Origin of the sequence: Rossellomorea oryzaecorticis, from assembly GCF_045897515.1 — a bacterium.
In the GTDB taxonomy this organism is placed as follows: domain Bacteria; phylum Bacillota; class Bacilli; order Bacillales; family Bacillaceae_B; genus Rossellomorea; species Rossellomorea enclensis.
In genome coordinates this window covers 16132-28601 of record NZ_JBJOSA010000035.1, presented here as the reverse complement: position 1 = coordinate 28601, position 12470 = coordinate 16132, and the positions used below count along the sequence as shown (strand labels likewise).

Here is a 12470-nt window from a genome sequence, read left to right as displayed (position 1 = left end):
GTTAAGCTCTTCAGCGCCGATGGTAGTTGGGGGATCTCCCCCTGTGAGAGTAGGACATCGCCAGGCAAATAAAAAAAGGACAGCTCTTAGGAGTTGTTCTTTTTTTGTGTGGGGTGAAACGATGATGGTATAGCAGTGGATTGGATAATGGTTAACTAAAAACGTCTTCACATCTTTTTACTAAAACCATCAAATTTCCTTCTTTAAAGCCCGTTATTTGTCTTTTTTAATAAAAAACCTTGTCCTGGGTTAAAAAAGCAAGTCATGTTTTCTGAAAAAACGTGTCTATTTTATAAAAATATCACGAAATTGAGTATCGGGTTGATGGCTGAATCCAAGATATTATCGAAAATCGACTTTTTATTATCGAAATCAACGAATGTATTATCGGAAATCGCACTTTTATTAGCGAAACAGAAAATCCTTTTTTTATTTAAATTAAGATATAACCGAATTCGACTACTTATGCTCTCAAACAAGCATTTACTATCAAATTGCCGTCCATTTGTCAGAACTGCAACCCGAAAAACTCCACTAAACTCATTCCCAAAACCCTGACACCCCAACAACCCTAAAACCCCTCAAAATTGCTATCCCGCACCCCCATGAAGTATCATTTAACTATGAACATAAACGAAGGAGGAGATCGATATGACTTCCATCTATGATTTCACTGTTGCTAAATCGAATGGGGTAGAAACCTCGTTAGAGGAGTATGAGGGGAAGGTTTTGCTTATCGTCAATACAGCAAGCAAGTGCGGCTTTACGCCTCAATTTGAAGAACTGCAGGGCTTGTATGAGGAGTATAGAGAGCAGGGCCTGGTTGTGCTGGGTTTCCCGAGTGATCAGTTCATGAATCAGGAATTTGATGACCAGGATGAGATCATCGAGTTTTGTCAGACAAATTATGGAGTATCGTTCCCGATGTACAAGAAAACGGATGTGAAGGGAAAGAGTGCGCACCCGTTATTCAAATTTTTGACGAAAGAAAAGAAGGGACTGCTGGTCTCGGATATCAAGTGGAATTTCACTAAGTTCCTGGTGGATAAAAACGGAGAAGTGTATGAGAGATATTCTCCGCAGACGAATCCTAGAAAAATTGAACATGACATCAAGTCGTTGTTGGATCGATAATGGAAAGAGGAGGAGGGGTGAGTTTCCTTCCTCTATCCGCTACATCTTCTGCTTCAGTATATCCAATAGCAGATAGGGTGCCTTCTGGGTTGTGACGTTCAAAAAGGACCGGATGATCGGGTAGTCTTCGTTCGTGCGGTTCTTCAATAGTTCGACCCACCATTCTGTTTCATACCTGGCTATCATGCTCAGGTTATAAAGGACGGCATAGTGAATCAGGAGTTCGGGCAGCATGTTCGCTTCATTCCGGATGCTCGGCAGGCACAGCCTGTCGCTGCCCAGATGCCATCTGACCGGAAGCTGTTCACTGATGTGAGGGATATGAAGGGTATCCTCTTTCGTCCATTGATTCTTGCCGCTCAGCTTTTCATTCAGATACTGCTTGAAAAGATCTTTTGACATATTGAAGTTGTTCAGTACCGACTCATCCAGGACAAGTTCATTCTCTGGATTGAACCACAGCATCGTCTTTCTTTTCAACAGGACTTTAAATGCTTCCTCCAACTCAGGGATCTGTACGAGCAGGTCTTCCATCTTCAGTTTTTCACCAATGATATGTTTCGCTTGGAACACCAGGGTTGAGAAATGAGAAAACAACCCATTCTTTTGAACCTTCACTTCATCCTGCAAAAAATGATATTGCTGCTTTTTTCTTTTTCTTGATGTCACCCCGTGGGCGAGTACCTGGGTCGTTTCCGGGTAGAGCGGATCCTTCGTCAGGACAATCGCTTTAATAAAATGGATGTAGCCGTAAAATAATAAGATTGGCTGCAGTGACAGGGGAGATTGCAGAGCTTGTTTATAATAAAGCTCACCCTGTTCGAGATAATACATGAATGGATAGCAGTTTTCGTAGCTTTTTGTTTCAGCCTGCGCGAAACCGATTTGTTCATATCCATTTTTTAAAAATTTCTGGGAATATTCAGCAGACTGAAAGTAGTGAATGAAGTCCCAATGCCGATGTATGCTTTCCAATTCGTCACCCTCTAACAATTCTGAAAAATTAAACTAATTCTGATGTCCTTGACAGTATTTTAACCAATTGATAACCTACTAATAATATTTTGGGACTAGGGAGGCCGAAAAATATGTGGGAATCTAAATTTGCTAAAGAAGGTTTAACGTTTGATGATGTTTTACTAGTACCTGCAAAGTCTGAGGTATTACCGAAAGATGTGAGTATTTCAGTTGAACTGACTGACTCCATAAAGCTGAATGTTCCAGTCATCAGTGCCGGTATGGATACGGTGACTGAAGCTGAAATGGCGATTGCGATGGCACGCCAAGGCGGACTGGGCATCATCCACAAGAACATGAGTATCGAACAACAGGCTGAGCAGGTTGATAAAGTAAAGCGTTCAGAAAGCGGCGTTATTTCTGATCCATTCTTCCTGACTCCTGAGCATCAAGTATTTGCTGCTGAGCACTTGATGGGCAAATATAGAATCTCTGGTGTTCCGATTGTGAACAATGAAGAGGAGCAAAAATTGGTGGGGATCTTGACGAACCGCGATCTGCGTTTCATCCAGGATTTCTCCATCCAGATTTCTGATGTTATGACAAAAGAAAATCTGGTGACAGCTCCGGTTGGCACTACCCTAGATGAAGCGGAAAAAATCCTTCAGCAGCACAAGATCGAGAAGCTGCCGCTCATCGATCAAGAAGGCGTATTAAAAGGTCTGATCACAATCAAGGATATTGAAAAAGTCATCGAGTTCCCGAACTCGGCAAAAGACAGTCAGGGCCGTTTGTTGGTCGGGGCTGCAGTGGGTGTCTCAAAAGATACTGCCACACGAGTAGAGCATCTTGTGAAAGCACATGTCGATGCAATCGTCATTGACACAGCACACGGACATTCAGCAGGGGTTATCTCCACTGTCAGGGAAATCCGTGAAGCATATCCTGACTTGAACATCATCGCAGGAAATGTTGCAACAGCCGAAGCAACGAGAGAATTGATCGAAGCAGGTGCTGACGTCGTAAAAGTCGGTATCGGACCTGGATCTATTTGTACAACTCGTGTTGTTGCAGGTGTCGGTGTACCTCAGATCACGGCTGTTTACGATTGTGCAACGGAAGCCAGAAGGCATGGCAAATCCATCATTGCAGACGGCGGGATCAAGTTCTCTGGTGATATCGTGAAGGCACTTGCTTCCGGCGGACATGCTGTTATGCTTGGAAGCCTGCTGGCGGGTACATCTGAAAGCCCTGGTGAAACAGAAATCTTCCAAGGCAGACGCTTTAAAGTCTACCGCGGTATGGGCTCATTGAGCTCCATGGAAAAAGGATCGAAGGACCGCTACTTCCAGGAAGATGCGAAGAAGTTCGTTCCTGAAGGCATTGAAGGCCGCATCCCTTACAAAGGGCCGCTTGCGGATACCTTGTATCAGTTGATCGGCGGACTTCGTTCAGGCATGGGATACTGCGGTACGAAGAATCTATATGAACTTCGGGAACATGCGCAGTTCATCCGTATGACGGGTGCAGGTCTTCGCGAGAGCCATCCGCATGATGTGCAGATCACGAAGGAAGCACCGAATTATTCATTATCTTAATGTGAAAAAGGGCCGGCTTATAACCGGCTCTTTTTTTATGGGAAAAAAGGTAAATGGAGAGGGCCCCAAGTCCCTTACCCCATACCAAAACTAGGAATATTCTCTGTCTATTCTTACCTTTCGAACTATGATAAAATAACGAAGGTGTACATAAAAACTTGGAGGGCTAAAAGTGAAAAGAAGTTGGGTTCAAAAATCTTTTGTTTGTTTCTTGGTATTTTTGATGGCGATGAGCATGGTTCAAAAACCGGCAAATGCTCAAGGGGATCTCGATGTTAACGCAAATGCTGCGATTTTAGTAGAAGCAAGTACCGGTAAAGTTTTATTTGAAAAGAATTCCGAAACTGCACTTGGAATTGCTAGTATGACAAAAATGATGACCGAATACCTTCTGCTTGAAGCGATTGATGAAGGAAAGGTTAAGTGGAATCAAAAATATACGGTTCCTGCAAATATTTCTCAGATGTCACATAACACTTCGTTAAGTAATGTTTCTTTACGTGAAGAAGCGACTTATACGATTAAAGATTTATATGAAACCATGGCGATTTATTCAGCGAATGCATCAGCGATGGCCATTGCTGAAACCGTTGCCGGCTCTGAAGCGAATTTTGCGAAAATGATGAACAAAAAAGCCGAAGAACTTGGATTGGAAAACTATAAATTCGTTAACTCATCAGGTTTGAACAACAAGGACCTCGCTCCTTATGTCGATCAGGTTGTCGGTGGAGCGGATGAAGAGAATGTGATGTCCGCAAAGGATACGGCGACTCTTGCTTACCGCCTGATCAATGATTATCCTGAGGTGCTAGAGACTTCTTCCATTGCGAAGAAAGTGTTTGCTGAAGGTACCGATGACGAATTCGAAATGCCTAACTGGAACTGGATGCTTCCTGGACTGGTTCGTGAGTACGAAGGCATGGACGGGCTTAAAACTGGAACGACGGATTTTGCAGGAGCTTGTTTCACAGGTACTGCGGAACGAAATGGCATGAGGTTCATTACAGTTGTGATGGATGTGAAAGTACCAGCGGGTGAAAATTCTTATGATGCACGTTTTGCAGAAACAAGAAAAATGCTGGATTATGCTTTTAATAACTTTACAATGCAAGAACTGATCCCTGCCGATTACAAAATCAAGGGACAGAAAACCCTTCCTGTTGTGAAAGGGAAAGAAAAAGAAGTCGGCATCAAAGCTGAGTCTGCTCTGAATATGGTCGTGAAAAATGGCGAAGAAAAGATGTACAAGCCTAAATTTGTAGTCGACAAGAAAAAGCTGAATGAAGACGGTAAACTGACTGCGCCGGTTAAAAAGGGCGAAAAAGTCGGTTATATTACATTGGAATCAAAAGACAAGAATGATCTTGGATACCTGACTGACAAGGGATCCAATGGAGCTAAATCTTCTGTCGTGACAGTCGAAGGAGTCGAAAAAGCAAACTGGTTCGTCCTTTCCATGAGAGCTGTCGGAGGTTTCTTCGGAGATATCTGGGGATCCGTCACTTCCACTGTAAAAGGCTGGTTCTAATTTCGTACGATGACTCCAGGCCCTCACATGGCCTGGGGTTATTTTTATAAGGGAATGGTCATGAGCAAGCAGGGGATACTTCCATTAAATGCATATACCGCATAAGTTAACCGACTCCTTATTTCGTCTTGACATAACCTTGTTTTTGTTGTTTATTTAGCAGTAGGGCAATATCATCATTCCGATTGTTTTAGTCACTTTTTTCTTCTGTGATAACCCAATTAAACAGTTCCAGCTGTTGATTGGAGTGGAAGACGAAGACTCCTGCGGGAGAAGTGGCCAATGTGAGACATGTCTAGCTCCGGCGGCTAGCCCCTCGAGGTCATAAGCTAAATGGTCCAAGAAGGCAAAGAACGCCTTCCCGGCCCATTCATCTTATGCTTGTCGGGGCTGAACGAGCCGCCTCTGCTTTTCCACTCCGGAGGCTCACGGGTCACCCGCGGAAAGCGAAGTCTTCCACGGAAATCAACAGCGGCTTTTATGAGTATCTTTGTAAGAAATAAGGACAGGCATAGGATAAATATAAGGGGGATACATAAATGAATACTGGTACAGATCGTGTTAAAAGAGGTATGGCTGAAATGCAAAAGGGCGGCGTCATCATGGACGTCATCAATGCAGAGCAGGCCAAGATTGCTGAAGCTGCAGGTGCAGTTGCGGTAATGGCTTTAGAACGAGTTCCAGCTGACATCCGTGCTGCGGGCGGCGTAGCGAGAATGGCAGACCCTCGTATCGTCGAAGAAGTAATGGGAGCAGTTACGATCCCGGTCATGGCGAAAGCGCGTATCGGCCATATCGTTGAAGCAAAAGTACTTGAGTCGATGGGTGTTGACTACCTTGATGAAAGTGAAGTACTTACACCTGCCGATGAAGAGTATCACTTGAATAAAAAAGACTTCACGGTTCCATTCGTATGCGGATGCCGTGATTTAGGCGAAGCGGCACGCCGTATCGGTGAAGGTGCATCGATGCTTCGTACAAAAGGTGAACCGGGTACTGGAAACATCGTCGAAGCGGTTCGTCACATGCGTAAAGTGAACGCTCAGGTTCGCAAGCTTGTCAGCATGAGCACAGATGAAATCATGACGGAAGCGAAGCTTTTGGGTGCTCCATATGAATTATTGTTAGAAATTAAAGAAAACGGCCGTTTACCGGTTGTCAACTTTGCAGCTGGCGGTATCGCAACACCGGCTGATGCTGCTCTTATGATGGAATTGGGAGCTGACGGTGTATTCGTAGGTTCCGGTATCTTCAAGTCTGAAAACCCTGAGAAGTTTGCGAGAGCGATCGTTGAAGCGACTACTCACTACCAGGATTACAAACTGATTGCTGAGCTGTCAAAAGAACTTGGCACAGCGATGAAGGGTGTAGAGATCTCCTCCATCCTTCCTGAACAGCGCATGCAAGACCGCGGATGGTAAGAGGTAGACAATGATGAAGATAGGTGTACTTGGACTTCAGGGAGCAGTCAGAGAGCATGTTAGATCAATTGAAGCATGCGATGCCGAAGCAGTGGTCGTAAAGCGTGTAGAACAGCTGGATGGACTTGACGGCTTGATCATGCCGGGCGGAGAAAGTACGACGATGCGCCGCCTCATTGACCGCTACGGTTTTTTTGAACCACTCAAAGAATTTGCGGCAAGCGGAAAGCCGATGTTTGGAACATGTGCAGGTCTCATCCTGCTTGCGAGACAGATAATCGGCTATGATGAACCGCATCTTGGTGTCATGGATGTAATCGTCGAACGCAACTCCTTCGGACGTCAAAAGGAAAGCTTCGAGGCCGACCTTAACATCGCGCATGTCGGCGATCATTTTAACGCCGTATTCATTCGTGCCCCTCACATCGTAGAAGCCGGGGAGGACGTCGAAATCCTCGCCAAGCACAACGAAAGGATCGTCCTCGCACGTCACGGACGATTCCTGGGATGCTCATTCCATCCCGAACTCACAGACGACCATCGCCTGACGGCTTACTTCATCGAGATGGTCAAAGAATCGAAAGAAAAAGCTGTTTTATAATATGGTTTTGCCCATCCTTGATACTTGGATGTGAGTAGAGCCCAGCTGTTGGTTGGAGTGCAAGACGAAGACTCCTGCGGGAAAAGCAGCCAATGTGAGACCTGTCTAGCTACTGGGCTTAGAGGCACATGTCATAAGCCAAACCGACCAAGAAGGCAAAATACGCCTTCGTGGCCGATTCGTCTTATGCCACACGCCTCTGAGCAAAGCCCATCCGCTTTTCTTCTCCGCAGGCGCAAAGCGCCGAGGAGGCTCCACGCTCGCCCGAGGAAAGCGAAGTCTTGCACGGAAATCAACAGCGGAGTTCGCACATTTAAAAACATTGGCATAAACCTATTGCAAAATGGAAAACATTGTAGTAGATTATGAAATAACCAATATGAGTTTAAAACGTTGACAGGAAATAGTAATGAAACTTCTCTGCTGAAGAGAGCCGGTGGTTGGTGCAAACCGGTGCAGGAGCTTCATGAATCCATCCTTGAGTGAAATACTGAACCATTCAGTAGGTATTTTCGGTGATTCCGTTACCATCTCTAAGAGGAAGACAGCTCTGCTGTTTTCAATTAGGGTGGCAACGCGGTAACCTCCGTCCCTTTTCCAGGGACGGGGGTTTTTTATTTTTCCCGGATTATCCTGCCGCGTTTTCAGACAAACATCATATAAACCAAAGGAGGAACAAGCATGTTAGACATCAAATACTTGCGTGCCAATCTGGAAGAAGTAAAAAGCCGCCTGCAGCACCGCGGCGAAGACCTTGAGGACTTTGATAAGTTCGAGGAACTGGATAAGAGAAGAAGAGAGCTTCTTGTGGAAAGCGAGAACCTCAAGAGCAAGCGAAATGAAGTATCACAGAAAATCGCTCAGCTGAAAAAAGACAAACAGGATGCTCAGGACCTGATTGTTGAAATGCGTGAAGTTGGGGAAATGGTCAAGAAGCTTGATGATGAGCTGAGGGGCATCGAGGAAGAGCTGGACAGGATCCTCATGTCCATCCCGAATATCCCGCACGAATCTGTTCCTGTCGGTGAAACCGAGGACGACAACGTGGAAGCGCGCAAATGGGGCGAAGTCCGCGACTTTGATTTCGAAGCAAAGCCTCACTGGGATATTGCAACTGGACTTGATATTCTAGACTTTGAACGTGCAGGGAAAGTAACGGGAAGCCGTTTTGTATTCTACAAAGGCCTGGGTGCAAGACTGGAGCGTGCCCTGTTGAACTTCATGATGGATCTTCATATGGATGAACACGGCTATACTGAAATGATCCCGCCGTTCCTTGTAAACCGTGCAAGCATGACAGGAACTGGCCAGCTGCCGAAATTCGAAGAAGATGCTTTCCGGATCGAAAGCGAAGACTACTTCCTTGTCCCGACAGCAGAAGTTCCGGTAACAAACTATCACCGCGATGAAATTATCAAGGGCGAGGAGCTGCCGATCAGCTATGTTGCCTACAGTGCCAACTTCCGTTCAGAAGCGGGTTCTGCGGGACGCGATACAAGAGGATTGATCCGCCAGCATCAATTCAATAAGGTCGAGCTTGTCCGCTTTGTTAAACCTGAGGATTCTTATGATGAGCTTGAAAAACTGACGGGACATGCGGAAAAAGTCCTTCAGCTCCTTGGACTTCCGTACCGTGTGTTATCAATGTGTACAGCCGACTTAGGATTCACGGCCGCGAAGAAATACGATATCGAAGTATGGATCCCGAGCTACGGAACATACCGTGAGATTTCTTCTTGCAGTAACTTCGAAAGCTTCCAGGCAAGACGTGCGAATATCCGTTTCAGAAGGGAAGCGAATGCGAAGCCTGAACATGTCCATACATTGAATGGTTCAGGGCTTGCGATCGGCCGTACCGTTGCTGCCATTTTGGAAAATTACCAGCAGGCAGACGGATCCGTCGTCGTACCAGAAGTCCTTCGTCCTTATATGGGCGGGGCAGAAGTGATCAAATAAGAAGGTTGAAAAAGGTATTCGGTCTGTTCCTCGGATACCTTTTAATTTTTTGATAAAAGTGCTTGACTCTATTTTCTCACCGTGATATTATAATTCTTGTCGATACGGAGGAATACCCAAGTCCGGCTGAAGGGATCGGTCTTGAAAACCGACAGGGGTGTTAAAGCCCGCGGGGGTTCGAATCCCTCTTCCTCCGCCATTGATTTATTAATAACCATAGCGCATAAATTGGAGATTGTTAAATTCGTTACTGGAGATGTAACGAATTTTTTTGGTTTCTATAGATTTTATAATAGTTTGATAATTCATGGATCTAGAGTTAGCGCTTCGATAGCCGCTTTTGATTTCCGTGGAAGACTTCGCTTTCCGCGGGTAGCTCGTGAGCCTCCTCGGCTTCGCCTCCGGGGTCTCACTTGTCCAGCTGCAGGGGCTTAGAGGCACATGTCATAAGCCAAACCAACCAAGAAGGCAAAGAACGCCTTCGTGGCCGATTCGTCTTATGCCACACGCCTCTGAGCAAAGCCCTTCCGCTTTTCTTATAAGCTACTCTTCCCGCAGGAGTCTTCATCTTCCACTCCAATCAAAAGCTAGAACAAGCTTAAAAAGAATATCACACTTTAGCAAAATAAAAAATCCGAAAGAGGGTTGAATCTAAAAAATTCAAAATCTCGATCGGATTTTCTTCGTTATATTGTTTTTTAAGGCTACTTCTTTTATTTCAAATTCTCTATATCGCTTCTTGTATTAGATTTGTTGATGGGGTTGAGGACGCCCATTTCTTCGATGCTTTTGCGGGTTTCCAGGGTTCCTAGTTGGTGGATCATGGCGTAGATTTTTTGCATTGAGTGGTCATATTGGGCATTTTCGGGATCGTTGTGATATTGGCGGAACGGGATCTGTGCCCTGTTGAACGTTGACATGTCGTCATCGTAATTTTCATCAAACAGTGCTTTCAGTTTTGTCACTTCTTCCGGGGTGGCTTGAATTTGAAAGCTCACACTCTTCGCTTCTTCGGCATGAGGGACAACATCACCGCTGCTGATATCAACAAAGTACGTTTCTCTTGTATCCATGGTTTTCATCTCCCTTAATTTCACTCTTTGTTTATATACTACATACCTCTTATTTCTCGAAGATAAACGAGGCGGTGAGTGTTTATAAAGGGCTGTTTCTAAAAGATTGTTGCTTTTCGTATAGAGCTTGCATCCTGAATATAGCTTGTGGACGTGATCTTTTCGAATTCCAGTTCAAACAACATAAGGACGGACAAGCCGAAAATTCCCAAGTTCCGATATTTTCTTGTGTGCAACGCAACAAAGTATGCGAAAAGAGCTTTATAAAAAAAAGATGCAGCCCGCTGGAGGCTGCATCTCGTATCGTTTAGCTTTTCAGCATTCTTGTTTGTTCGATAAAGTAACCGATTCGTTCAACGATTGGTTCGATTGATCCTTGGTTGTTGATCAAATCGTATTCACTGATGTCCAGGCGGAGGACAGGGCAAGCGTTGAAGGAATTGATCCAGTTTTCGTAGCGCTCATGCATTTCTTCCCAATACTCAACCGGTGTCTGTTGTTCCATTGGACGGCCGCGCTCACGGATGCGGTCAATTACGTTATCAAGGGAACCTTCCAGGTAGATCAAAAGATCTGGGTGAGGGAAGTACGGTGTCATGACCATTGCATCGAACAGGCTTGTATACGTTTCATAATCGACGTCTGACATATTCCCTTTTTCATGGTGCATCTTGGCGAAGATTCCGGTATCTTCGTAGATCGAGCGGTCCTGGATGAAGCCGCCGCCGTATTCAAAGATTTTCTTTTGTTCCTTGAAGCGCTCTGCAAGAAAGTATACCTGCAGGTGGAAGCTCCAGCTTTTGAAATCCTGATAGAATTTATCCAGGTAAGGGTTGGTATCCACTTTTTCAAACGATGTACGGAAACCCAGGGCATTTGCCAGTCCGTTTGTCATCGTGGATTTCCCGACTCCGACTGTCCCGGCAATGGTGATGACAGCATTGCTTGGGATGCCGTATTTATTGCGAAGATTCATGATAGTGAACTCCTTTATTCAGTGTATTGTTTAATTGAGTTAGAATAGTGTCTAAATCCTCTTTGTTTTCGACGAAGTCAATGTGGTCGCCATTGTAGCGAAGAACAGGGATATCAGGGTGAGTTTCTTCAAAGGTGTTCATATATTCTTCATAGTCCAGCGATAATTGTTTTAAATAAAGAGGGCTGATTTTCTTCTCAAAGTCCCTGCCTCTTTTTTCAATGCGTTTCAGCAATGTATCAAGGCTCGCATTCAAGTAAATCACCACATTGGGTCTCGGCATATCAGAAGTCAAAATATCGTAGATCTTAAGATATTTATTGTACTGCTGCTCGTCCTTCAATGTCCGTTTAGCGAAGATGATATTTTTTAAAATATGATAATCCGCTACAACCGATTTATTTTGAGAAATATAGTGTTTTTCGATATCCTCAAGCTGTTTGTATCGATTGCATAGGAAAAACATCTCGGTTTGAAAACTCCACTCTTCAATATCATCATAAAATTTATCCAAAAACGGGTTTTCGTCAACGATTTCCCTTAGTAAATGAAAATTGAAGTGTTCAGAAATCGCTTTGGCCAAAGAAGTTTTTCCTACTCCAATCGGTCCTTCAACCGTGATGAAAGGAATTCTCCCCATTGCATGTCCTCCTCATATTACAACGATCTATGTGTGTTTTTTGTATCCGTATAAATAAAATAACGACAGGATTTATTGTAACACAATAGTGGGGGTGTTTGGTCAGGTTATTTACAAGATAAAACAAATTCCGACTTATTGAAAATATATCTTTTTTGTTTCTTTTTTAGATAAACAAAAAGCCGGCATTTAGGTGATTATAGATTTACCTAAATGCCGGGTTCTATAAATATTTTGTTCAGCTTTTGAATACCGCTAATGATTTCCGTGCAAGACTACGCTTTCCGCGGGTAGCCCGTGAGCCTCCTCGTCACTTCGTTCCTGCGGGAAGAAAAGCGGAGGCGGCTCGTTCAGCCCCGACAAGCATAAGATGAATAGGCTGAAAAGGCGCTTTTTGCCTTTTTTGCCTATTTAGCTTATGACCTCGAGGGGCTAGCCGCCGGTGCTGGACAAGTCTCACATAAGCTACTTTTCCCGCAGGAGTCTTCGTCTTGCACTCCAATCAACCGCTGGATTAACTTTATTTACCGTATAAAATCTAATGAAAGAAGAAGTGGTATAAACGGATTTTGGTTAACTTTGATTT

10 protein-coding genes, 1 tRNA gene and 1 other annotated feature are annotated in these 12470 nt (G+C 44.5%); of the genes, 7 read left to right on the top strand and 4 right to left on the bottom strand.

Translation table 11 applies throughout. From position 1 onward, the window contains the following. Nucleotides 1-651 precede the first annotated feature (651 nt). On the top strand, nucleotides 652-1134 hold the full coding sequence (locus ACKA06_RS21220) for a glutathione peroxidase (protein WP_032087148.1): 483 nt from the start codon (nucleotides 652-654) through the stop codon (nucleotides 1132-1134). Nucleotides 1135-1173: 39 nt separating this feature from the next. On the opposite strand, the gene ACKA06_RS21215 is transcribed toward ACKA06_RS21220, so the two are convergent. Then, nucleotides 1174-2109 carry a YaaC family protein gene (locus ACKA06_RS21215; RefSeq protein ID WP_411160600.1) on the bottom strand — a complete coding sequence of 312 codons (936 nt, stop codon included), beginning with the start codon at nucleotides 2107-2109 and terminating at the stop codon, nucleotides 1174-1176. A 113-nt stretch (nucleotides 2110-2222) separates the two neighbouring features. Between ACKA06_RS21215 and guaB the strand changes: the two genes are divergently transcribed. The 6 genes from guaB to ACKA06_RS21185 all read left to right on the top strand — a co-directional run bounded on the left by guaB (nucleotide 2223) and on the right by ACKA06_RS21185 (nucleotide 9394). After that, nucleotides 2223-3689, top strand: a complete 1467-nt coding sequence (gene guaB / locus ACKA06_RS21210) for an IMP dehydrogenase (protein ID WP_032087149.1) — start codon at nucleotides 2223-2225, stop codon at nucleotides 3687-3689. A 172-nt stretch (nucleotides 3690-3861) separates the two neighbouring features. Then, nucleotides 3862-5217, top strand: coding sequence for a serine hydrolase (locus tag ACKA06_RS21205; protein ID WP_411160599.1), 1356 nt, complete (start codon nucleotides 3862-3864; stop codon nucleotides 5215-5217). 539 nt (nucleotides 5218-5756) lie between these two features. Further along, on the top strand, nucleotides 5757-6638 hold the full coding sequence (pdxS, locus tag ACKA06_RS21200) for a pyridoxal 5'-phosphate synthase lyase subunit PdxS (RefSeq protein ID WP_411160598.1): 882 nt from the start codon (nucleotides 5757-5759) through the stop codon (nucleotides 6636-6638). Nucleotides 6639-6648: 10 nt separating this feature from the next. Continuing rightward, on the top strand, nucleotides 6649-7239 hold the full coding sequence (gene pdxT / locus ACKA06_RS21195; protein WP_411160597.1) for a pyridoxal 5'-phosphate synthase glutaminase subunit PdxT: 591 nt from the start codon (nucleotides 6649-6651) through the stop codon (nucleotides 7237-7239). 384 nt (nucleotides 7240-7623) lie between these two features. Continuing rightward, nucleotides 7624-7836 (top strand) — a binding site (T-box leader). An 84-nt stretch (nucleotides 7837-7920) separates the two neighbouring features. Further along, complete coding sequence (gene serS / locus ACKA06_RS21190) at nucleotides 7921-9195, top strand: serine--tRNA ligase (protein ID WP_411160596.1); 1275 nt, start codon at nucleotides 7921-7923, stop codon at nucleotides 9193-9195. A 106-nt stretch (nucleotides 9196-9301) separates the two neighbouring features. Next, a tRNA-Ser gene (locus ACKA06_RS21185) sits at nucleotides 9302-9394 on the top strand. A gap of 514 nt (nucleotides 9395-9908) precedes the next feature. Here ACKA06_RS21185 and ACKA06_RS21180 read toward each other — a convergent pair. The 3 genes from ACKA06_RS21180 to ACKA06_RS21170 all read right to left on the bottom strand — a co-directional run bounded on the left by ACKA06_RS21180 (nucleotide 9909) and on the right by ACKA06_RS21170 (nucleotide 11884). Then, nucleotides 9909-10268 carry a hypothetical protein gene (locus ACKA06_RS21180; protein ID WP_064564725.1) on the bottom strand — a complete coding sequence of 120 codons (360 nt, stop codon included), beginning with the start codon at nucleotides 10266-10268 and terminating at the stop codon, nucleotides 9909-9911. 307 nt (nucleotides 10269-10575) lie between these two features. Next, nucleotides 10576-11244, bottom strand: coding sequence for a deoxynucleoside kinase (locus ACKA06_RS21175; RefSeq protein WP_032087154.1), 669 nt, complete (start codon nucleotides 11242-11244; stop codon nucleotides 10576-10578). Further along, nucleotides 11228-11884 (bottom strand): deoxynucleoside kinase, encoded by a 657-nt coding sequence (locus ACKA06_RS21170; RefSeq protein WP_032087155.1) that lies wholly within the window; start codon nucleotides 11882-11884, stop codon nucleotides 11228-11230. Before ACKA06_RS21170 ends, ACKA06_RS21175 begins: the two co-directional genes overlap by 17 nt. Between the last annotated feature and the right edge of the window lie 586 nt (nucleotides 11885-12470).